Origin of the sequence: Nocardia brasiliensis (assembly GCF_042691675.1) — a bacterium.
Lineage (GTDB): Bacteria > Actinomycetota > Actinomycetes > Mycobacteriales > Mycobacteriaceae > Nocardia > Nocardia brasiliensis_D.
In genome coordinates, this window is record NZ_CP170507.1 from 5184562 (window position 1) to 5206138 (window position 21577).

The 21577-nt window shown below is 66.0% G+C and carries 18 protein-coding genes and 2 pseudogenes; 9 read left to right on the top strand and 11 right to left on the bottom strand.

The genetic code is table 11. The annotated features are described in order from the left end of the window. Positions 1-99: 99 nt before the first annotated feature. The gene (locus ACFK0J_RS23765) at positions 100-969 is read right to left on the bottom strand and encodes an NAD(P)-dependent oxidoreductase (RefSeq protein WP_378730817.1); all 870 of its coding nucleotides are present in this window, start codon (positions 967-969) and stop codon (positions 100-102) included. 145 nt (positions 970-1114) lie between these two features. On the opposite strand from ACFK0J_RS23765, the gene ACFK0J_RS23770 reads away from it, so the two are divergent. Continuing rightward, a complete protein-coding gene (locus ACFK0J_RS23770) occupies positions 1115-1474 on the top strand; it encodes a winged helix-turn-helix transcriptional regulator (protein ID WP_378730819.1) in 360 nt (119 codons plus the stop codon). A gap of 123 nt (positions 1475-1597) precedes the next feature. On the opposite strand, the gene ACFK0J_RS23775 is transcribed toward ACFK0J_RS23770, so the two are convergent. The 7 genes and pseudogenes from ACFK0J_RS23775 to ACFK0J_RS23805 all read right to left on the bottom strand — a co-directional run bounded on the left by ACFK0J_RS23775 (position 1598) and on the right by ACFK0J_RS23805 (position 10728). Then, positions 1598-1951: a hypothetical protein gene (locus tag ACFK0J_RS23775; RefSeq protein ID WP_378730821.1), complete on the bottom strand. Its 354-nt coding sequence runs from the start codon at positions 1949-1951 to the stop codon at positions 1598-1600. Next, positions 1948-5511, bottom strand: coding sequence for a DUF6531 domain-containing protein (locus ACFK0J_RS23780; protein ID WP_378742971.1), 3564 nt, complete (start codon positions 5509-5511; stop codon positions 1948-1950). Before ACFK0J_RS23780 ends, ACFK0J_RS23775 begins: the two co-directional genes overlap by 4 nt. A 193-nt stretch (positions 5512-5704) precedes the next feature. Beyond that, positions 5705-5899: pseudogene (locus ACFK0J_RS23785) on the bottom strand (hypothetical protein); the annotation flags it as partial. A gap of 2153 nt (positions 5900-8052) precedes the next feature. Further along, positions 8053-8769 (bottom strand): annotated as a pseudogene (locus ACFK0J_RS23790) (putative T7SS-secreted protein); the annotation flags it as partial. Between the two features lie 2 nt (positions 8770-8771). Continuing rightward, positions 8772-9389: a type VII secretion target gene (locus ACFK0J_RS23795; RefSeq protein ID WP_378730822.1), complete on the bottom strand. Its 618-nt coding sequence runs from the start codon at positions 9387-9389 to the stop codon at positions 8772-8774. A gap of 22 nt (positions 9390-9411) precedes the next feature. Next, a complete protein-coding gene (locus tag ACFK0J_RS23800) occupies positions 9412-9798 on the bottom strand; it encodes an SseB family protein (protein ID WP_218469737.1) in 387 nt (128 codons plus the stop codon). 123 nt (positions 9799-9921) lie between these two features. Then, positions 9922-10728 carry an SGNH/GDSL hydrolase family protein gene (locus tag ACFK0J_RS23805; protein ID WP_378730825.1) on the bottom strand — a complete coding sequence of 269 codons (807 nt, stop codon included), beginning with the start codon at positions 10726-10728 and terminating at the stop codon, positions 9922-9924. Here ACFK0J_RS23805 and ACFK0J_RS23810 point away from each other — a divergent pair. Beyond that, entirely contained in the window at positions 10727-11515 is a 789-nt protein-coding gene (locus ACFK0J_RS23810; protein ID WP_378730827.1) for a helix-turn-helix transcriptional regulator, read from the top strand. The two genes, ACFK0J_RS23805 and ACFK0J_RS23810, sit on opposite strands and share 2 nt — an antisense overlap. A 1-nt stretch (position 11516) precedes the next feature. Here the strand turns inward: ACFK0J_RS23810 and ACFK0J_RS23815 are convergent, their stop codons facing one another. Next, a complete protein-coding gene (locus ACFK0J_RS23815) occupies positions 11517-12476 on the bottom strand; it encodes an arginase family protein (protein WP_378730829.1) in 960 nt (319 codons plus the stop codon). Positions 12477-12685: 209 nt separating this feature from the next. Between ACFK0J_RS23815 and ACFK0J_RS23820 the strand changes: the two genes are divergently transcribed. The 4 genes from ACFK0J_RS23820 to ACFK0J_RS23835 are packed head-to-tail and all read left to right on the top strand — an operon-like array spanning position 12686 to position 17209. Next, the gene (locus ACFK0J_RS23820) at positions 12686-13963 is read left to right on the top strand and encodes an extracellular solute-binding protein (protein WP_378730831.1); all 1278 of its coding nucleotides are present in this window, start codon (positions 12686-12688) and stop codon (positions 13961-13963) included. Between the two features lie 6 nt (positions 13964-13969). After that, complete coding sequence (locus ACFK0J_RS23825; RefSeq protein ID WP_378730833.1) at positions 13970-14929, top strand: carbohydrate ABC transporter permease; 960 nt, start codon at positions 13970-13972, stop codon at positions 14927-14929. Next, on the top strand, positions 14920-15789 hold the full coding sequence (locus tag ACFK0J_RS23830) for a carbohydrate ABC transporter permease (protein ID WP_378730835.1): 870 nt from the start codon (positions 14920-14922) through the stop codon (positions 15787-15789). The genes ACFK0J_RS23825 and ACFK0J_RS23830 overlap by 10 nt, the downstream gene beginning before the upstream one ends. A 1-nt stretch (position 15790) precedes the next feature. Beyond that, positions 15791-17209, top strand: coding sequence for a beta-N-acetylhexosaminidase (locus ACFK0J_RS23835; RefSeq protein ID WP_378730837.1), 1419 nt, complete (start codon positions 15791-15793; stop codon positions 17207-17209). Positions 17210-17214: 5 nt separating this feature from the next. On the opposite strand, the gene ACFK0J_RS23840 is transcribed toward ACFK0J_RS23835, so the two are convergent. Further along, on the bottom strand, positions 17215-18138 hold the full coding sequence (locus ACFK0J_RS23840) for a hypothetical protein (protein WP_378730839.1): 924 nt from the start codon (positions 18136-18138) through the stop codon (positions 17215-17217). 130 nt (positions 18139-18268) lie between these two features. Further along, entirely contained in the window at positions 18269-19150 is an 882-nt protein-coding gene (locus ACFK0J_RS23845) for a phosphotransferase enzyme family protein (protein WP_378730841.1), read from the bottom strand. 285 nt (positions 19151-19435) lie between these two features. On the opposite strand from ACFK0J_RS23845, the gene ACFK0J_RS23850 reads away from it, so the two are divergent. From ACFK0J_RS23850 to ACFK0J_RS23860, 3 genes are all read left to right on the top strand, one after another. Next, positions 19436-19714, top strand: a complete 279-nt coding sequence (locus ACFK0J_RS23850; RefSeq protein ID WP_218469748.1) for a hypothetical protein — start codon at positions 19436-19438, stop codon at positions 19712-19714. Continuing rightward, the gene (locus tag ACFK0J_RS23855) at positions 19714-20046 is read left to right on the top strand and encodes a ribbon-helix-helix protein, CopG family (protein WP_378730843.1); all 333 of its coding nucleotides are present in this window, start codon (positions 19714-19716) and stop codon (positions 20044-20046) included. Before ACFK0J_RS23850 ends, ACFK0J_RS23855 begins: the two co-directional genes overlap by 1 nt. Before the next feature lie 471 nt (positions 20047-20517). Further along, positions 20518-21549, top strand: a complete 1032-nt coding sequence (locus ACFK0J_RS23860) for an esterase/lipase family protein (RefSeq protein ID WP_378730845.1) — start codon at positions 20518-20520, stop codon at positions 21547-21549. The last annotated feature ends 28 nt before the right edge of the window (positions 21550-21577 follow it).

Genomic DNA, 21577 nt, shown 5'->3' on the forward strand with positions numbered 1-21577 from the left:
ATCGCGGGTTGACCGCGTGATTTGTCGAGAGGTGCGGGGCGGGTGGGTGGGGTTGTGGGAGGGCTTCCGGCGGGGTGGGTCGGAAGCCCTTTCCTTGGGTCAGACCAGTTCTTCGATGGTGCGGGCGAACTCGAGGGAACCGTTGCCGTCGGCGATCTGGCGGTCGATGAGGTTCTTGATGGGGGCGACGAAGTCCACGGCGACGCCGGCGTCGCGGCTGGCTCGGTTGATGGCGTCGAGGGCGGCTTTGTGGAAGGCGAGGCTCTGGATGGGTTGGGTGTAGTCGCCGCCGTCGATGAGCTCGCCGTAGGCGGGCAGCATCTGGGCCATGGCGGTGATCCATGCCGCGGCTCGGTCGGCGAACGCGCTCGCCGAGACGCCGACCGAGCGCATCATGGCGGCGCCGTGCATGAAGCCGCCGAACATGGCGTACATGTTGGCGAGCAAGGCGAAGTCATAGGTGGCGGCTAGTCCGGCATCGTCGCCGAAATATTCTGCGGCGGCGAGCAATTCGAGGGCCGCCCGGTGCTCGTTGAAAATCGTCTCGGAGCCGCTGTACAGGATGGACGCGCCCGGCTGACCGATCATGGACGGGATGGCCATGATGCCGCCGTCGAGGTAGTCGATGCCGTGTTCGGCCGCCCAGGTGGCCAGTTCGCGGGCCTCGTTGGGGGCGGTGCTGGTCAGGTTGATCACCTGTCTCCCGGACAGTTCGCCGACCACCGGGTCGAGCGTGGTGTGCACGGAGGCGTGGTCGAACAGGACGACGATGATCGGGCCGCCCGCCCGCACCGCCTCGGCCACCGACGGGGTGCTGACCGCCCCGGCTGCGACGAGGTCGGCGTCCTTGCCGGGGGTGCGGTTCCAGACCGTCGTCGGGTGGCCGCCCTTCAGCAGAGTGGCGGCCAGCGCCTGGCCCATCGCGCCTAGTCCGAGGACCGTCACCGGGGTGTTCGTGGTTTCCGCCATTGCGGGGTCAACTCCTTGGAAGTTCGTCAACAGGATGGTCAGCGCGCTGAAACCAACCTTGCTCGTTGCCCGCGATGGCGACAAGTACCTACTATTTGGTCCGGTACTTACCAATGGGTGTGTGAACAGGTAGCGAGGTCGGGCGATGGGCGAAAAGAGATCCGGACCATACTTCTGCGGGATCGACGCCGCGATGGACGTGATCGGCGGCAAGTGGAAAGCGCTGATCCTGTGGGAGCTGGAGAACTACGGCGTCCGCCGCTTCGGCGAACTCCGTCGCGGGCTGCCCGGCGTCTCGGAGAAGATGCTGATCCAGCAGCTGCGCGAGTTGGAGGAGGACGGCATCGTCACCCGCGAGGTCTATCGCGAGGTGCCGCCGCGGGTGGAGTACCAACTCACCGAGCTGGGGGCCGCCCTCAACCGTGCGCTCGAACCCCTCGGAGTCTGGGGGCGTGACCGTATCGATCGCATCGGCGCCGACCGCGTGCATCCGGTGACCGCCTGACCCCTATCAGCGGTCAGGCGCGACGGCTGCGGCGCGAGGTATCACACCGACGGTTGACGTCAACGGTGTCGAGATGAGCGGCAACTGCCGCATCTGCTGCCGTTCGGGCGCATCAGGAGCCAGCTACGGTGTCGTTCGTTGCCTGAAAGGGGCATACCAATCCTTAGGGAGACCTTGGATTGTGCCGATTTCAGCGAGGGAATCGTTCACGATGCCGAAGCATGTGAACGTCGGAGAATAGTACTCCGCAGACATGGCCTGCTCCCGGGTAAGGACACGCAGCTCACCGACGCGGTCGCCGGTGACCTGAAGCGTGGCGCAGAAACCGATCCCGTCATCCCGGTATACCTCGACAACTGTTCTTTCCTGTGAGGTAGGAAATTCCAGATGCCATACCGTTTCCCACCGCCCGTCGTCGAGTTCGGTGATATTTCCCCAGACGGTCTTTCGGAGGTCTGCGGCAGAGTATTCATTCATGGGGTGACCTTCGCTATCCACTCCATCTCGCGATTCAATACGTCGAATGAATCCGGGTGGAATATCGTTTCGTCAGGGACTCCGCTACCGACTTCTCTGATCTCGACCAGCCCGCGTTCGACCAACCGTTGGTAAGTCGCCTCGGGAAGTCTTCCCACTATGACAGTCGAGGGCGAATCCGGATCGACCCGCAAGCCCCACTCGTATGCGGCCTGGAACCCTGGCGAACCACCTCCGGCAACCTCGTGTGTGAAGAACGAACCAGGTCGGCTCATTGCTCCTCCGTGCGTGGCCGCTCGGCCCGCGTCTACGCTGATCCCATTGTTGATAATGTCCTCGGCGTGAGCAAGGGACGTGCCGTGGGCGAATTCTCTATAGCACGGTTCCGGTACAAGCCCTAGAGGGTCGCTCCAGGTAGTGGGGTTATGGGGGTAGATGTTCGGATTTGGGGCCGGTGCTAGTCCGAGCGGGTCTTGGGTGAGAAATCGGGCGGTTGCGGGGTCGTAGGTGCGGTGGAGGTTGTAGTGCAGCCCTGTCTCTGGGTCGTGGATTTGACCAGGGAAGCGCAGTGGCGTGCTGACAGAGCCGTGCCAGGTGGTGTGGCCCCATAGGTCCGCGGTCGCGGTGGCTACGGTGTGGGCGGTATCGGGCTCGATCAATTCGACGGGCGTGCCGATCAGGTCGGTGACGATGGCGTAGAACTCGTGATCGATGCTGTTCTGATCGGTGGTTTGACTGATAGGTGTGTAGGAGTCGGGCTGGTAATGCCAGCGGGTGACACCGGCGGCAGTGACTTGCTCGATTAGATGCGTGCCGTCCCAGGTGTAGTCGACGCGTTCCAGAACAGCGCCGTCATTGGACAAATGCTGCTTGGTGGTGCGGCGGCCGAGAGCATCGTATGTGTAGTGCCACCACTGCCGATCCGGTGTCCAGACATCGGTCAGCTGATCGAAGCTGTTGTAGCGATAGAACCAGGTCTCGGATTTGCGCGAGAGCCGCGTGCGGGTCTTGCGAATCAGCCGTCCGGATTCGTCGTAGTAGTAGCGGGTTCGCCCGTCACGGATGAGCAGGTTGTCGCGATACTCGCGCCGTCTCCCGTGTGTCCCGTGCGGATGGGGTGCACCGGGACTGTCGTCGCGGGCCCCCTGGTGCTCGTCGACAGCGGACAGGGTCGTGGTGATGTTGCTCAGCGGGTCGTAGGAGTACTGCTCGGTCACAGTGCTGTTGCGCAGAACAGTGGTGATGCGGCCGAGCGGGTCGAGGTCGTAGGCCCGTTCGATCGAATCGGCCCCGGGCCGGGCGGTACGGTGACCGACGAGGTATCCGTCTGGGCGGTAGGTGAATTCGTCGCGCCGCAGTTGATAGGGCGCCGGGCGGGTGGACTGGCCCATGTCGAGGGACAGGGCTTGCGCGGGGAAGGCAATTACCGCTTGGTCCGCGGTGCGCCCGAGAGCGGTGAGATTCCGGGTAACCGCGATTTCACCGGTGCGCCAACCGGTTAGACGTCCGAGGGGGTCGTAGCTGAAGCAGACCTCGTGGTTCTCGGTGCTGAGACCGTCAAGGCGGCCGACGATGTCGTGGTGCCAGGTAGTGGTGGCGCCGGAGGGGGTAGTTCGGTGGGTTCGATTGCCCCGTGGGTCGTACTCGAACAGCATCGGCTGCTGCCCGTCCAACTGCTCGGAGGCGACTTTTCTGGTTGCGGTGTGAGCGAATTCGAGGGTATGCGTCGCGTCCGCGCCGATGCCATTGGCAGCGGTCAGGACTTGACCAGCGGGATCGTAGGTATAGCGGATCCAGGCGTCGTCTGCGGTGATCTCAGTGAGGCGGCCGAGGATGTCACGGCGGTAGCTCCGGGTGGTGCCCGTCGCCGGTGTAATGGTGGCGACTCGTCCCGCCCTGTCATGGGTGTATCGGGTTGTGGAACCGGAATAGTCGGTCTCGGCGGTCAGCCGACCAGCCCTGTCGTATGTGTAACTCCAACTTTGCCCTAGCGGGTTCTGCACGGCCGTGAGCCGACGCTCGGTGTCCCAGGTAAACCGAGTGACGGAACCCGCGGGATCGGTGCGGGTCCGCGGGAGATCGAAAGCGCCGTAGGTGAATCGGGTGACGCCACCGGCGCGGTCGGTGTGGGCGAGTACGTTGCCCTCACCGTCGTAGGTCCAGCATTCGGAGTGGCCGTCGGGATCGGTTCTGCGGAGCAGTTTTCCGGTTGGGGACCATTCGTAGTGCGTTACCGCGCCGATCGCGTCGATGATCTGTGTCGGGCGTCCTGCGGCGTCGCGCTGGATCTGGGTGATCGCGCCGTGTGGCGCGGTGATTCGGATCGGTAGTCCGGCCGCGTTCACCTGGACTACGGTGCGCGCGCCGTTGGATTCGACGATGGTGGCGATGGCACCGTTGGCGTGGTAGGTGAATTCGGTGCGGTCCCCCGCCGGGTCGATCACCGCGGCCAGGCTGCCGTCCTCGGACCACTCGCGCTGCCAGATCGCGCCGTCGGGGGTGGTGACCTTGGTGGGGCGGTTTCGCCACAGGTATTCGATGAGGGTGGCGTTTCCGTCGGGGCGGGTGATTTTCACCGGATCACCCGCGCCGTTGTAGAAGTAGGTGGTCTTCGCTCCGTCAGGGCCGGTGACGCTCAACGGTTTTCGGTCGGCGTTGTAGTCGATGTGGGTACGGCCACCGGTGGGGTCCATGATGTCGCGGAGCTGTAATTCGCGGTCGAAACCGTGGGTGGTGACCGCGCCGCGGGAGTCGGTGACGGTGGTGAAGCGTCCGGTGCCGTCGGGAAGCGACAGATAGTCGAAGTCGGAGTTCAGGACTCCGTCGGTACCGCGCTGGAAGACCACGCGGCCGGACTCGTCGTAGGTGTTGACCATCTGGTTGCCGTTGGAATCGGTCCATGACGTCATTCGATGGTCGGCGTCGTAGGTGTAGCGGGTGGTTGCGGCCGCGGCGTCGGTGACGGCGACCAGGAGGCCTGAGGCGTAGGTGAATTCTTTTATGGGCGTGGCGAATTCGCCGAGGTCTGGATTGTCGGTGATGAGGGATAGGCCGGTGATGCGGCCGTGGTCCGAGTGGATTCGGACGCGGTATCCGCCCGAGTGGGTGACCTCGGTCGGCACGCCGTCGGCGTCGTAGTGGAAGCGGACGCGGTTGTGGTGGCGGTCGGTGATGGCCGAGATCGCGTAGTTGCCGAGGCGGGCTTCGATGCCGTCGAGGCCTAGTTCGGGGGCGAAATGCCAGATCAGTTCGCGGCGTTGGTCCCAGACGCGGTAGCCACCGGAGTCGGTGCGGGTCAACGACCACTGCTGGCCCTCGCTGAGCGGGTGCACGGGGACCCCGACCTCGGCGTGCGGGTAGGCCAGCATCATGCCGTCTTCGCCGATGAAGGTCACGCCCGCGTCCTCGATGACCAGCCGGACATCCAGAGTGGCGGACCAGGACGGGCCGAACCAGCGACCGAATCGGTAGTTCGAGTGGTGAGCGCGCCGCAGTACCAGCGGCAGCACACCTGGTAGCGCGAGATCTGTTTCGGGGAGCAGGAATTCGCCGGTGCTGATATCTACCGGGTCGGTGGAACAGGTCTTTTGCTCCGGCGTGCGATCGGATTCCGAGCCCGAATCGCGAGCCTGCTCGTGCGCGTTGCGGTCAGCGGCGGCGCGGTCTTGCGGCGTCGGGTTGTCGGAGTCGCGATCGGGTCGCGGTTCGCGATCGGGATCGGAGTCGCGATCTGACTTCGGGTCGCGGTCGGACTCAGGGTCGCGGTCGGACTTCGGGTCCCGGTCCGAGTCGGGATCGCGGTCGGACTTCGGATCCCGATCGGACTTCGGATCCCGGTCCGAGTCGGGATCGCGGTCGGACTTCGGATCCCGGTCCGACTTCGGATCCCGGTCCGACTTCGGATCCCGATCCGACTTCGCATCCCGATCCGACTTCGCATCCCGATCCGACTTCGCATCCCGATCCGACTTCGCATCCCGATCCGACTTCGCATCCCGATCCGACTTCGGATCCCGATCCGACTTCGCATCCCGATCCGACTTCGCATCCCGATCCGACTTCGCATCCCGATCAGACTCCGAGTGACGATCCCGTGGTGGATCTTCCGGACCACGCGGACGGTCGTCCCCATCACCGCGATCGCGTGTTCGGTCCGGATCATGGTGCGGGGTACGCGGGTTCGCGTCGTCAGGTCCTCGGCGGGGGTCCGGATCCGATCGCCGCGGCGCATCCGGATCGGTCCGGGTGGACGGATCGGCGTGCGCGCGTTGCGGCGCATGGTCCGGAGTCGGACGGGCGGTTGCGGGCGAATGGGGTTGTGTGCGGGCCGCCGGTGACGAGTGCGGATCGGCCCGGACGGCGGGCACGGGTTCGCGGCTGGGGGTTGCCCTCGGCGAGGAGTCCGGTTGCACACGGGGTGCGGGTTCGGGACGCGCGTTCGGCCTGGATTCCGGGTGCGTGCGCGGGGTGGTCGGGTCGCCGTGTGGACGGGTAGCAGGCGATGGGTCGGCGGGTGGCCGGGTCGGCGACGACGAGTCGGGTTGCGTGCGCGGTGTCGGACTGTCGGCGTGGGTGACCGGGCTGTGCCACCCCGGCGTCGGGGCGGGATCGGTGCGTCCCGCAGGCGTGGTATCTGGATCGGTACGCGGTGTGCCGTCATTGCGCGCGCCGGGTGATTGGTCCGAGTCGGGGCGATTGACGGGCGACTGGTCCGGATCTGGGCGTCCAGCGGGCGTCTGGTCGGGGTCCGGTCGACCCGGCTGTGCCGCATCGGGATTCGTCCGCGGCGTACCGTCCGAATCGGGCGATGGACGATCGGCATCCGGGCGTTGCGTGGGCGTCGGATCGGGATCCGCGTGCGAAACCGGCCCCGGATCGTGGCGTGGTTCCGGCGTCGAATCCGCGTCCGGGCGGGTAGCCGGGTTCGGATCAGCCTCCGTGCGCGGTGTCGGATCGGGGTCGGTGCGCGAAGTGGGGGAAGGATCGGTGCGTGTCGTCGGGTCGGGCTCAGTCCGCGACGTCGGCGTCGGGTCAGACTCGGAACGCGGCGTCGGCGTCGGATCAGATTCCGAACGCGGCGTCGGCGTCGGGTCAGATTCCGAACGCGGCGTCGGCGTCGGATCAGGATCAGCCCGCGGCGTCGGGTCAGGATCAACACGCGGCGTCGGCGTGGAGTCCGACTGCGGCCGAGAAGCCAAGTCCGGATCGGGATCCGGACGCGGCGTGGGCGTCGGATCCGGATCCGCGCGATTACCAGCGGGCTCGGTGCGTGGCGTCGGATCAGGGTCGGACCGCGGCGACGGGTCCGGATCGGCACGCGGTGCCGGGTCTGGATCAGAACGCGAACTGGGCGTCGGATCGGGATCCGCATGCGGCGTCGGGTCAGGTTCGGGTTCGGGTTCGGACCGCTGCCTCGGCGCAGGATCGGGATCGGCACGCGTATCCGGAGCGTTCGACGGCGACTCCGAGCGTTGCGGACTCGATTGCTCCGGCGTCGTCGATGGACCATCGCCGGTGTCGGCCCGCGGTGCGGGCGATTCCGGCCGACTGCTCGCATCGACCGGACTCGTCGGCGTCGGCCTGGTATCGGAATGCGGTGCCGGACCGGCACTCGGGCTCTCCGGCGTGGGTGTCTGCCCCAGCCGTCCCGGCGGATCGGTCGGCAGCCGTCGTCCGAGGTCACCGGCGTCGTCGGCAAGACGGGTAAGCCTGGACGCGTCGGTGAGCTTCTTCAGCGCGCTGACCCCGATCTTGGCGCTACCAGCACCGCCGGTGGCGGCGGTGAGCAGCGCGTCGCCGGTCAGCGAACCGAGGAATTCGAACGGATTGCGGCGTGCGTCAGACAATATCGCCGACACCGTGGCGCCCGGATCGGCTACGGCGACAACCAATCCCGTGCCGAGGTTGGAGAGTCCCGCGGCGTACTCGGCCGGATGGGTCAGGTTGTAGATGTCGGTCGGATTGACCTGGCGGGCGAACTGGACGAGCCCGGTGAGGCTGGTGAGCAGACCTGCGGAGAAGTTCAGCGCCCCGTGCTCGAACACCCCGCCCAAGTCCGAGATATTGGCCATCCAGCGTTCGGTGAAAGGCGGCTCTTTCGGCGCCTTCTCGGTGGCCGCGGCGAACGCGCTGACCGCGACGGAGGCGCCGTTGTCTCGTTGCGTTCGCGCGCCACGCAGGATCTCGCGCGCCTGGTTGCGGATCGGCGTCCAGGTGTCGACCAGCGGGGTCTGCGCCTGCTGTTCCCCGGAAAGCGAGTTCCACCAGGTCTTTTGCCTGCGTTCCTCGGCGTCGGCGGCCTTCCATTTGTCGATCGCGTCCGCGGCTTTGCTCTGCGCGGTTTTCACCTCGTTGTGCCAGGCCTCCATGGCCTTGGCCGCCGCGGTCATCGCGTCGGCGCCCTCGAACCACAGCTTCGGCTGTTTGTCGTAGACCTCGTTGAACGCGTCCGCACCCGCGCCGACCCAGTCGGCGGCGTCGATCTGCTTGAGTGCCTGACCGGTGGAGTCGATCGCACTGGCCATCTTCTTCAAGGTATCCGCGGTGGAACTGATTTCGGCGGGTTCGCCGCGGATCAGCTCCTTGGGGTCTTCCGTCTCGCCGAGTTCCTCCTCGTCGACGTCGCCACCGGTGCCCGAGGCGATGTTGTCGCCGAGGTCGTCGAGGCCCTCCCCCAGGCTGTCGAGGCCGATCGCTTTCGCCCCGTCGCCGAGTAGGTCCAACCCGGCGTCCGCGAGCTGACCGGCACCCTCGACGACCGATTCGACACCCTTCTCGATCGCATCGCCGACATTATTGATTAAATCGCCGAGCCCCAAAGCTATTGCCCCCCTGACTCCTTCATGATGTCGGCGGCCTTCTTCGAGGCACCGGTGTTCCAGCCGGGCGTCTCACCGGTGGCGAGCCCACTCAACGGGCTCACATTCGCCAACGCCTGTGGGCCGACCGCCTCGATCACCCTCATGTTCGTTTGCATCGTCTGCCCCGCCTTCTGGAACGACTCCGCACTGTAGTCCGCGTTGCGTATGTGATTGAAGGCGTTGTCGGAGAATGTATCTCCCCACGACCGGGAGGTGATCTGTTCGTCGGACAGGTGTGGGTTACCGGCCAGGTGCGTCCACATCTTCTTCAAGGTGCCCTGGGCCTTGGCGTCCATCTCGTGATAGCGGCCCGCCGCGAGGCCGAGGGTTCGCGCGATCGAGTTGCCCGCCTGCACGAGTGCGCGCACACCCCATGACCAGCGCTCGGTGAACTCCTCGAAGGTCTTCTGTACCGAGTGCTTGCCCGCCTCCATTGTCGACAAGGTCAACAGCGAGAAACCGCGCCCCATATTGCCCGTTTCACCGATGCCCATATTCGACAGCTCACCGATGGTCGATTCGATCCCCTTCGCGGCTTGTACCAGCACCGCAGGGTCCACCTTCACCTGCTGTGTCATGACCGGCCTCCCGATTCTGTTGTTACTCGGTCACATCGGGCGGAAATGCCATCGGCGCCGACCCCACGACGTCGACAGTGACGCCGGTCGGCTGATCGCGTGTTTCGGCGTAAGCGAGCAGGCGCCACCCGGACAACGAATGATATCGATACTCCCGGTCGGCGTCGATGCCGCCGTCGGCCAGGTAACCACGGGCCATCATGTATCGGGCGTACTCCTCGATGCTGGTGAAGGCGCACAGCCAGTCGATGCCGCCGAACTGCGAAACATACACGCGCTCGTCATCGGTCACCGGCACCAGCAGGGCAGCCTCCCGAAATGCGGCCAGCAGGGCGTCGGGTTGCCCGAAACCCGCATAGAACGCGGCTATTTCACTGCGCAGAGCAGCCCGCCCGTCGCCATCCCCCACGGACCTCCTCCTCGGTATGTATAGTCCGCTGAACGGAGCACATCATAGTTTACCCGCATGACCGGCGTTTTTCGGCACGACAGCCATTTGCCATTGCCCATAATTCCAGTGGCACAGCCGGGCTCAGCGCGCGTCGATGAAATCACCGATCAGATCGGCGATCATCGCTGCTCCCCGGCTGTTCTGGTGGACGAAGTCGGTGGTCAGCTCCAGCCCGTGCAGCCTGGCGATGTCGTCGAGTGAGCGCCCCATCAGCAAGCGGTGCCGAGCGAAGACGCGCGCACGGAAAGCCGAGTCGTCGCGATATGGAATACACGGACGCGACCGGACAGATCGCAGATGCTCGATCTGGCGCTCGTACAGCGGCAGATACGCGACACCGTATGCGGCGGCGGTTTCCTTGACCACCCGGCTGAACAAGCGCGTCGTCCGCGCGGGCAGGGAGTCCAATTCCTGACCGAGCACCGGCAGGGACAGCAGGGCGATCCGGGCGTTGGTCTCCTCCAGCAGCCGCTGGGTGATGGCGGACAGGTTCTCCCGGTAATCGCCGATCGTCGGCATGGTCGGCAGCTTCTTGCGGCGCATCGACGCCAGAGCGTTGTCTTCACTCAGACTGCACCAGGCGTCGTTACTGCCGATCAGCACGGTCGCGATATCCGGTTGCTGCTCGATGATGGCGTCGAGGCGGGCCAACAGACTGTACGAGTGGTCGCCGTTGACGCCCGCGCGGATGAATGTCATCAGGCGTCCCTCGGTCCGTGCCCGCAGCATCGCGATGTAGTCCGCACTGTACTGACCAGAGGTGATACTGTCCCCGGCGCAGACCACAGTAGTGTCGAGAGTACGAGTTCCGGATCTTGGCACCGTGTTCTCCTCTGTCCCGCACCATGTCTCGACGCAGCCACGTCCCGTGGCTAGCCTCTCAGTCATGACGGTTGCGCCGCTTCCGAAAACGTGCGGTGATCGACGACCGGTATTGTTCGTCCGCCCAGGCTATGTCTGTTACATCGGTCCGGACCTGAGCGTTGCCGCGCACGCCACCTCGGTTGCGGTCCTCGGCGTCGGCCTGGACGCGCCGCTCATTTTCCGTGCGCCGGAGCACGGGCCGACGACAACGGGCAGCGCGTTCGCTCCCGCACGGGCCGTGCACTCGATGGTCGCATCGGACGGGCGGATCATGTTGCTCTTCATCGACCCGGCCGGAACGCCGATCGCCCCCGTTGCCGCGGCGATGCGCTGCTTCACCGGTCCCTTCGGCTTCGGCCACCGGCACGAGCGCGAACTCATCGCCGCGTGCGACAACAACTGCGATCCCGGAGCTCTGCTGCGGCATGCCGGAGTCCCCGCACCGGAAAACGTGGACCAGCGGATCATCCAGCTGGCCGAGGCGATCCGGCGGGACCCCGTCCGGGTGTTCCACGCCGAGGAGACCGCCGCTCGGCTGGGACTGTCGGCCTCGCATTTCCTGCGCCTGTTCGGGCGGAGCACCGGCACCACCTTCCGCCGCTACCAGCAGTGGGCCCGCCTACGGCAGGTGGTTCAGGGCATCGCGGCAGGCCACGATCTGTCCCGCTGCGCGGTGGACGCGGGCTTTGCCTCCCCGTCGCACTTCAGTGACACCTTCCGCAAGACATTCGGTTTGTCCGCGACCGCCATGCTCGACTCGGGGGTCCGCTTCGATCTCGAAATGGACAACCTTCCGCCATCGAACCCGTGACTCACCGATCAGCGGACTCCGGAGTGCCGGACAGGGATTCCGCGAGATAGTCGACGATGCGGCGGGCGTGGCGCTGGTCGCTGTCGAGATCGGGGTTGTAGATGGTCAATGTCATTCCGACACAACCGGGTTGGATCGCGGCGTCGGTAATGGCCCGCAGGTCCGACCAGTCGAGGCCGCCCGGTTGCGGGTAATCCACCGCAGGCATCGCGGCGGTGGAAAGCACGTCCAGGTCGACATGCAACCACCAGGAAGAGCCGCGGCGACGGAACCGGCCCACGGCGATTTCCGTTGGTACCGCGGCTTTTTCGTGCAGCTCGCGATCGGTGAGCAGGGCGATGGTCGAGGCGAGCGAAGGCACTCCGTCCGCCTGTAGCTCGGCCGCGTCGCGTGGGCCAAGCGCGACGACCCGGGTCGGGTCGAGGGCGGGCAGTTGATCGGCCAGCGCAGAAGGAAGCCGAGCGTCGGTACCGGCCAGCGCGAGGCCGAGTTCGCAGTCCGCCGCTTCGCCGGTAGTGCTTCGCTCCGGCGGCCAAGCGTCCTCGTGTCCGTCCACGAAGACCAGCGCGACGTCATCGAGCACGTCTCGAGCGCCGCGCAGGGCGCCCAACAGCACTGGGCAGTCGCCACCGAGCACCAGGGGGAACTCCCCCGCCTCGATGCTCGCGGCAACCACGGTGCGTACGGATGTGGTTGTCGCGGTGAGCGATTCCTGCGCCAGTAGGCCGCTCACCGGGTCGCGCGCTGGGCTGGGAGTGCCGACATCGATGTCGCCGATATCGCGTACGTCGCCACGGTGACCGCGGAGCGCGTCGAGGAGACCGGCGGCGCGCAGTCCGGCGGGCGCCTTCGCCACCCCGCCGGTTGTCCCGGCGGAGTTGAACGGTGCGCCGATCACGGTCAGCAGTGGGTGGCCCTCGCATTCCTGCTCGCTCGGCGAGGCCAAGCGGAAGGTTCGCACCGAGGCCTCCTTGCTTCGAGGGTAACTCGCCGTCCGCCGTTCGCTGCGATGCGCATCACATCTGCCTATTGAATGTGGCCCGCCTTGATGCTAAACATTGTGGCACGCAACGCAATACGCGTTGCACAATACGCAACATGCTATGAGTGGGACCCCGAAGGACCTTGATGCTGCATCGTGAATTCCGGCCGAGAGCCGTTGGCGGGTCCGTGCGACGCGCACTCACCTTCGGAGCCGCACTGTTCCTGCTCGCCGGGTGCGCACCGGTGCAATCCGGACCGGCCGGGTCCGGCGGTGATGAGCGGACCGGCACCGTACGGGTCTGGCTTTTCGACGAAGCGAACCGCGCACCGAAGGAAACCGTGGTCAACGAGGCGATCGCGGAGTTCCGGGCGACTCGGCCGAATGTCGAAGTGGACGTGCAATGGGTGCCCGTCGCCGGCCGCGCGGAAAAGTTCGCCGGCGCCTTCAACGATCCGGCCAGCGCACCGGATCTGGCCGAATTCGGCAATACCGACCTGGCCGGCTACGCCGTCACGGGCGCGTTCGCCGATCTCGGCGGCGATCTCGCGTCCTGGCCGGAGGGTAAGGACATCGACGCTTCGGTCCTGGAAACCGCGAAATCCGGCGGCAAGATCTACGGGCTGCCCTGGTACACCGGTATGCGCGCGCTGTACTACCGCACCGACATCTTCGCCGAACTGGGCCTGCGGCCACCGGCCACGCTGGCCGAACTGACCGACACCGCCCGTCGTATTCGCGCGAAACGGCCTGACTTGTACGGCATTTCGGTCGGCGGCAAGTACACCTACGCCATGCTGCCGTTCCTCTGGGCGCACGGCGGCGAGATCGCCGAATACGACGGCACGATGTGGAACTCCACGGTGAACTCGGATCGGGCCAAGGAAGGGATCGTCCGATACGCGGAGCTGATCCACGACGATATCTGTCCGGCCGCGCAGTGCGCCGACTTCACCGGAACCCAGAGCGTGCAAGCGTTCGCGGGCGGGAAGGCCGCGATGACCATCGGCGGCGACTTCAGCCGCAAGGCGATGGATCAGGGTGCGGTCAAGGACAAATACGCGGTGATCCCGCTGCCGGGTACCGAAACAGGTTCGATCGCACCGGCATTCGCGGGCGGCAATCTGCTCGGCGTCTTCCGCGCGAGTATGCGGCGTGGCCTCGCGGTGGACTTCGTGGAGTTACTCGGCAGCGCGAAGTATCAAGAAAAAATGTACCTGGCGATGGGGAACCTGCCGACGCTGTCCGGTGTGCAGCAGAGGCTCGCGGCGAACGACCCGTTTCTCGCGCCGTTCGTCGAAACGCTCAGGGCGGGGACGAAGTTCGTACCCAGCACACCGGCGTGGTCGAAGATCGACAGCCAGAACGTGCTGCCGACCGCGGTGCAGCAGATCGCCACCGGGGCCAAGGAACCATCGGCGGCGCTCGCCGCGGCAGCCGCCGCGATGAACAAGGCATTCAGGTAGGCGCACATGGCAATTCAGGAACGGCCGGTCACCATCCCGGCACCGCGTATCGCACCGAAACCGCGGCGCATTCGCCGAGATACGGTAGCCGCCTGGCTCTACCTCGCCCCGGCCGGGATTCTACTCGCCGCCGTGCTGGTCTATCCGATCTACCAGATCGTGCTGATCTCGTTCTACGACTACGGCCAGGCACAGGCGACGGGCGCCGCGCCATTGGAATTCATCGGCTTCGGCAACTATCGCGAACTCCTCGCCGACAGCCAGTTCTGGATCGTGCTCGCCAACACCTTCGGGTTCGGCGCGGTCTGCGTGGTCGGCGGACTTTTGGTCGGCACGGCGCTGGCCGTGCTCGCCACCCGGGTTCGCGCGGTGCCGCGAATGCTGCTGTTCCTCGCGGCGCTCGGCGCGTGGGCGACTCCCGCCATGGCGGGTTCCTACGTGTGGCTCTTTCTGTTCGACGCCGACTTCGGTGTCGTCAACGAAGCGCTCTCCGGGCTCGGCTTCCGTTCGATGGACGGTCATTCGTGGACCTTCGGGACCCTCAGCGCGTTCGGACTGGTTGCCGCCGAGGTGATCTGGTGTTCGTTCCCGTTCGTCATGGTGACCATGTACGCGGGCATCAAAGCGATCCCGGAGGAAGTACTGGAGGCCGCGGCACTGGACGGCGCTTCGGCGTGGCGGGCGGCGCGCTCGGTGATCCTGCCGATGCTGCGGCCGCTGTTGCTGATCGCGACGGTTCAATCGATCATCTGGGACTTCAAGGTGTTCACCCAGATCTACGTCATGACCAATGGCGGCGGTGTCGCCGGGCGCAACCTGGTGCTCAATGTCTACGCCTATCAAAAGGCCTTCGCCGGGCAGGAATACGGGCTCGGCTCAGCGATCGGAGTGCTGATGACACTGTTGCTGTTGTCGATCACCGGGCTCTATGTCCGGTCCCAGCGCAGGAGCACACCGTGGCAGTGAAACCGGTGCGCCGCACCCCACGCAAGCCCGGCCGGCTTGTCGCCGAGGTGGTTACGGTGGTGATCGCGGGGTTCGTCGCCTTCCCGCTGTACTGGATGGTGCTCTCGGCGCTGAAACCGCCGGGCGAGATCCAATCGGCGGGCCCGAAACCGTGGACGCTGACGCCCAGCCTGGACAGCTTCACCCGGGTGCTCTCGATGAACGGTTTCGGCCGGTTCTTCCTCAACAGCTTGCTGATCGCGGTTGTGGTGGTGCTGCTTTCGCTTGTCCTGTCGTTCCTGTCCGCAGTGGCGCTGACCCGGTTCCGGTTCCGTGGCCGGACGGTGCTGCTGGTGATGATTCTGGTCGCCCAGATGGTTCCCGTTGAGGCGCTGACGATTCCGTTGTTCTTCCTGATGCGCTCGATCGGCGGCACCGTTCCGGCGCTCGGTCTGAACGAACTCGGCTCGATCATGCTGGTGGATCTGGTGTTCAGCCTGCCGCTGGCCATCTGGTTGCTGCGCGGATTCGTCGCGGCGGTGCCGATCGAGCTCGAAGAAGCGGCGAAACTCGATGGTGCGAGCCGCCTTCGGTTCGCGTGGCAGATCCTGCTCCCGCTGGTGGCGCCCGGGCTGGTGTCGGTCAGCGTGCTCTCGTTCATCCACGCCTGGAACGACTTCCTGTTCGCCAAGACGTTCATCATCTCCAAAACCGAGAATCAGACACTGCCGCAGGCGATCTTGGTGTTCTTCAAACCGGAGGACACCGATTGGGGCGCTGTCATGGCAGCCTCGACATTGATGACCATTCCGGCCCTGGTGCTGTTCGTGCTGGTCCAGCGAAAACTGGTCTCCGGCCTCGGTGGGGCGGTGAAAGGCTGACATGCCGGGTTTCGACACGCTGCTCCCCCGTCCGGTCTCGGTGACCCCACTGCCCGGTGTTTGTTCCTGGCCCGCCGAACTCGACGTGCGCACCGACACCGACCTGCCGCCCGAGGGCTATCGGCTGGAGATCGCGCCGACCGGCATCACACTCACCGCCGCGGATCACGCGGGCCGGACCCACGCGCAGCAGACCCTGCGCCAACTCGCCGGGCCGGACGCCTTCCGCGCCGCACCCATCGGTACGCGCGAGCACACTGTGCCGTGCGGTGTGGTGACGGATCATCCCAGATTCCGTTGGCGCGGTTGCCTGCTCGATGTGGCGCGGAACTTTCGCACCAAGGCGGAGGTCCTCCGTTTCATCGATCTGCTGTCGGTGCACAAACTCAACGTGCTGCACCTGCATCTGACCGACGACCAGGGGTGGCGGATCGAAGTCCCGGACTTCCCCAGGCTGACCGAAATCGCTTCGTGGCGACGGGAATCGATGGTCGGACGGCATGACGGTCCGGAACGCGACGGTCGCCCGCACGGTGGTTTCTACACCACCGACGACCTGCGCGAGATCGTCGCGTACGCGGCCGAGCGGTCGATCACCGTGGTGCCGGAGATCGATGTCCCCGGCCATGCTCGCGCGGTGATCGCCGCCTACCCCGAGCTCGGACCGGAACCCGAAACATCTTGGGAGGTTTGGACTTCCTGGGGTGTCAGCACCGCATTGCTGGAGCCGACGGCCTACACGACGGACTTCTTCCGCCGCGTCTTCGATCACGTGTTGACCGTGTTTCCCTCGCCGGTCATCGGTATCGGCGGCGACGAGGTGCCCGGCGCGACTCCGGCGCACGGCCGCCTGGTCGCCGAGTTGGCGGCGTATCTCGCCGAGCGCGGCCGACGTGCGTTCGGCTGGGACGAGGTGCTCGACGCCGGTGCCCTACCGCCGATGGTGATCGGCGCATGGCGCGACGCGGCGGCGGCCGCGCGAGCGGCGATGGCAGGTCACGAGGTCGTGTTGTGCCCGGAAGAACATGTCTACCTGGACCATCGGCAGTCGGATCACCCCGAGGAACCCATCCCGGTCGGCTACCTGCGCACGCTCGAAGACATGTACCGCTACGAGCCCGGGTCGGACGAACCACGCGTCCTCGGTGTGCAAGCCCAGTTGTGGAGCGAGCATCTGGATTCGGTGCGGCGAGTGGACTATGCCGCCTTCCCCCGGCTGTGCGCCATCGCCGAAGTCGCTTGGAGCCCGGCGAATCGGGACTTCGCGGAGTTCCTGCCGCGGCTGCGCGACCACCATCTCCCCCGCCTCGACGCACTCGGCGTCGAATACCGCCCGCTCGATGGGCCGCGGCCCTGGCAAACCCGTCCCGATGTTCCGCCGACGGCACATCGACCGACGCAACTGAAGCTGTGCCCTTAGCGGTCCTATCGGCAGGTGTCGAACTCCTCGCGCATCCTGCGCTGGACGGTGAGGGCCGGTCCGCTGAGGGCGTCGTCGAAGACGGTGGGAATGGAATAGTCGCAGCCAGCGGCGTGGACGAAGCCCTCGTTGGCTTTTCCGTCGGTGTAGAAGAAGAGCCATGTCCACCTCAGGCGCAGGGGGTGGTCGGTGGTCGGGCCCAATTTCGTTACGGTGTCGGCGAGTTGGTCGTAGGCGAGGTCGGGGTCGAAGGTCGACGGCACCCTGTTGCGCACCGACAGCTCGGTGAGGTAGCTGTCTTCGATAACTACCATCATGGTGGCCAAGGGGATTTCGGACAGCTGGCGGCGAAACTCTGCCTCCCGTTCGGCGGATAACGGTAGGTCGACGCTCCACTGTCCATGCTCGGAGGTCTCGATCGAGACATCAGCGGCCGTTGTGGCGCCGATCATCGCTCGGATCGCGGCGAGCGGTTCGGCCGTGCTGGTCTTCCCGTCCGAGACGGAAATCGCCGGTGTGGGGCGCACATCCCAGAAGATCCGCCCATCGGGCACTGACGCCGTGTACTGGCGGACGTTTCGGATCGCATCGAGGAAAGGGGCGACCTCGAAATACTTGGTGGTGCCGACCCTCGCTCTGTCGCCGACGACCAATTCGATGCTTCGGTCTCTCGAGCCGCCGAAATTGCCAAGGAGCTCCTTGATGCGGTTGATGACGTCACTGATCTGCGGCTCGGTCGCGTCGGGCAGGTGTGCGCCGAGTCGGAAGTAGTTGTCCCCGAGAAAGAAGTCGCTGGCGTAGGCCACATCGACACTCTGCACCCCCGGCATAGCCGAGATCTCCTTCTCCAGCTTTTCGGCTTCGGCGCGGTAGTCGGTCACCAGCGAGGAGCAGGCAGTGAGGACGAGCGCGGCGACGGCGGCGAGCACGGCACACCGTACAGTCCTGAAAGCTGTTATCGGTGTGCGAATCGTACTGACTCCTCTACGTTTCGCCGAATGCTACCTCGCCCGACGGGTCCTCCGAGCGAAGGGCGCGGCCGCCCCGCGCCGGTCCGATTCACGGCCTGAGTCGGTGGAAAGCCGCCAGCCGGTCGCGGTGGTATTCGAGGTCGTCCTCGTCGTGCACCACGCCGCGCGCGACCGCGATACCGAAATACACTGCCTCCCTGCGCAACCGGTGCCGCATCAGCTGGGCGAGCGCGAGGTCGTCCAGGGGTCCCGCCGTGCCGCCCTCGGCGTGGTAGGCGTCTACGAACATTCGCGCGTTGCCGAGGTCGCGTCCCATCTCATCCGCGAATTCCAAAGCGGCCGAAGCCAGTTCGACCTCTGGCGGGCCGATCAGAGCCTCGTCCCAGTCGAGTACGGCCGTGACGTGCCCGTCGCGAGCGAGCAGGTTGCCTTCGTAGTAGTCGCCGTGCAGCGGCTGCGGGCGGGCAGTTCGGGTGAACTCGGCCAGCCAGCGGTCCAACTCGGGATCCGGCAGCTCCGCCGACGGCTCGCCATCGAGGCCGATCTCCAGGAACGAGCGGGCGGGTCGCGGCGGCGGACGGTAGTCGGCGAGCGCGCGGTGCACGCGCGCCAGCAGCCTTGCCGCCTCGGCGAACTGCACCGGATCCGCGCTGTCGGGCCACTGTCCTTCGATCAACGGCCACACCGTGATCGGGCGTCCCGCGACCACCTCGACCGTCGATCCATCCGCGCGCGGCAGCGGGGCCACGGCCTCCGGCACCGTGCCAGCGGCGGCAACGGCGACACTGTCGCACCACTCGACCTCGGCGGGGTCGCGGTCGAGTGCGCCGATCCGCACCACCACCTCACCGACCCGGTAGGCGGCGGACTCCTCACCGCCGTGCAACCGCACGCCGTCGCCCTTGTATCCCCATTCGGCCGCGACGGCGGCTCGGATGTCCTCGGTCAGCGGAATGTCGACATAAACCACGCGTCAACTTCTACCAGCGCGCGCGAGCGGGGCGCAGCTCGATTTCCGACACGCAGGTGCCTGCGGATCAATCCTGCGCCGATCCGCCTGACGGGACCTACCAGGCCGCGCTGTCGCCACCGGGCATTGACCGGTAAGCGTGCTCAGCGGCCGCGGCCGCCCGAGCCGCCCTACCCGCCGAGGCGGTAACCGCACCGAAGCGTCGCGCCGGATGCCGTGCAACGCGCCTGGCCAGTCACCGCCCCTACCTCCATCTGGCGTAATACGCGCGTATTATGTGGAGTTGTGGGTTTCGAGTGGCCTGATTGGGCGCTGGACATGCTCATCGGGATCTCTCCGAACGAGGTGATGCAGGTGCTGACCAAGCAGCGACGGTGGCCACGGCGTGGACGCGGTACCGCGGGCATGGAGATGCTGACGATCTGGGGCCGGACGGCGGCGGGTCGACCGCTGATCGTCGGCCTGCGTCAGGCCGAGCCCTGGCAATGGCAGATCGTCGCCGCCCGAACGATGAGCCCGGAGCAGGTGGCCGAGTTCGAAAAGTGGGAACAGGAGAACCAGTGATGGGCGACAACAACTTTCCGTCCACACCCCGGGGCGTGGACGAACTGATGGACAGCCTCGTCTTCGACGACGCACCGGTGCCCGAAGCCGACGTACCGCCACCGCTGACACCGGGCGAGGACATCATGGTGGTGCGGTCCCTGCGCATACCCCTCGACATGGACCAGGCGATCAAGGCCGAAGCCCAAGCCCGGGGCATCAGCATGAGCGAACTCATCCGCGACTGGCTCGCTATCGAACTCGCCGCCCTCGCCGACGATCAGCCCATCTCGCGCGCCGACGCGCTGCGCGCCCTCGCCGGTGTACGACCGATCCACCACCGCGCCAGTTGACCACTGCGCCGAGCCCCGGCGCACGAACGATGGCCCGCGCAGCCTCCGGCGTCTCGACACCACGGTGCCGATACCGCCGTGTGTATGCCCTGCGTCCTCGCCACACCCCTTCTGAACTGCTGATACGCAGAAAAAGACGACCCGATGGCAATCTGCGCCAACGGTCCATCCACCCGTTCGCGTCCGCACACGCGCCCCGCAACAACGTGCGTTCGACACTGCTGAACAGCTGAAACGTTGCGTGAACTATGGGTGAGTAAAGCGCCGAAGGGACAAGCCGATCCGGTCGCCGACCAGCCGTGCGTTCCGCCCCGCCGACAGCCGCGACACCGGCGTGAAAGTAGTCACGGCAAATTCCTGGCGAATTGCCTTTAATCTTCCCTCACCTGGTCGTACGACCAGTTTCTGTCGATAACGGCAGACACTTCCCATACACCCGTGCCATGCACCCCTCTTTCTAGGAACCAGCAAATGAGAAGCATCCTCCGTTCGTCGCGCATCGCCGCGGCGATCACGGCAGCCGCGATTGTCGGGTCAGGGCTGAATGCCGCGGTGGCCATTGGAGATCCGGGGCCGGTCTCGGAAACACACTCCGCCGACACCGTCGAGTACGGCCCGGTGCTGACCGACGAGGCCGCCGCCTTCGCCTACGGACTCGTCAATCCGGATGTGGCCCCGCAGGGCGCCAACAACTGGGCGTGCAAGCCCGACGAGGCTCACCCACGCCCGGTCGTGCTGGTGCACGGCACCTGGGCCAGCGCCTTCGGCGCCTATTCCTACATGTCGCCACAGCTCGCCAAGGCGGGCTATTGCGTTTTCACGTTCAACTACGGACGCGCCAACGTCGCGGGTGCCGGACTGAATCAACCCACAATCGGCGCCACCGGCTATATCGAGGATTCGGCGAAGCAACTCGCCGTCTTCGTAGATCGGGTGCTCGCCGCCACCGGCACCGGCCAGGTCGACATGATCGGACACTCGCAGGGCGGCGTCGTGGCACGCCAGTACCTGAAGTTCGAGGGCGGCGCGGACGCGAGCGATCCCGCGGCGAACAAGGTGAAGAAACTCATCACCTACGGCGCCACCAATCACGGCACCACGCTCAGCGGTCTCGGCAGCCTGCTCGGCGTCTTCAAAAACACGATGGGACTGGATCTTTCGACACCCACCGAAGCTCTCATCGGCCACGCGGGCATTCAGCAGCTCATCGGATCGCCGGTGCTGACCAGGCTGAACGAGGGCGGTGACACGATGCCGGGCATCGACTACACCATCGTCGCCGACCGCTACGACGAGGTGTCCAGCCCGTTCACCCGCACCTACCTGACGGCAGGCCCCGACGCGACCGTCGACGATGTCCTCCTGCAAGACGGGTGCACCCAGGACATCTCGGACCACAATTCGATGCTCTACTCCCCCCGCGCGGTCTCCATCGCCCTACGCGCACTGGACCCGGTCGCACACCCCACCGAAGTCTGCGCCGCCAATCCCTGGCTGCTCTGAATGACCGCGGAAGGCCCCGCATCCATAG

What these genes read in the sequence shown, in the direction of transcription:
- ACFK0J_RS23810 (WP_378730827.1), top strand. Translation starts at nt 10,727, where the DNA reads ATGACGGTTGCGCCGCTTCCGAAAACGTGCGGTGATCGACGACCGGTA.
- ACFK0J_RS23770 (WP_378730819.1), top strand. Translation starts at nt 1,115, where the DNA reads ATGGGCGAAAAGAGATCCGGACCATACTTCTGCGGGATCGACGCCGCG.
- ACFK0J_RS23835 (WP_378730837.1), top strand. Translation starts at nt 15,791, where the DNA reads ATGCCGGGTTTCGACACGCTGCTCCCCCGTCCGGTCTCGGTGACCCCA.
- ACFK0J_RS23855 (WP_378730843.1), top strand. Translation starts at nt 19,714, where the DNA reads ATGGGCGACAACAACTTTCCGTCCACACCCCGGGGCGTGGACGAACTG.
- ACFK0J_RS23765 (WP_378730817.1), bottom strand. Translation starts at nt 969, where the DNA reads ATGGCGGAAACCACGAACACCCCGGTGACGGTCCTCGGACTAGGCGCG.
- ACFK0J_RS23805 (WP_378730825.1), bottom strand. Translation starts at nt 10,728, where the DNA reads ATGACTGAGAGGCTAGCCACGGGACGTGGCTGCGTCGAGACATGGTGC.
- ACFK0J_RS23860 (WP_378730845.1), top strand. Translation starts at nt 20,518, where the DNA reads ATGAGAAGCATCCTCCGTTCGTCGCGCATCGCCGCGGCGATCACGGCA.
- ACFK0J_RS23825 (WP_378730833.1), top strand. Translation starts at nt 13,970, where the DNA reads ATGGCAATTCAGGAACGGCCGGTCACCATCCCGGCACCGCGTATCGCA.
- ACFK0J_RS23775 (WP_378730821.1), bottom strand. Translation starts at nt 1,951, where the DNA reads ATGAATGAATACTCTGCCGCAGACCTCCGAAAGACCGTCTGGGGAAAT.
- ACFK0J_RS23795 (WP_378730822.1), bottom strand. Translation starts at nt 9,389, where the DNA reads ATGACACAGCAGGTGAAGGTGGACCCTGCGGTGCTGGTACAAGCCGCG.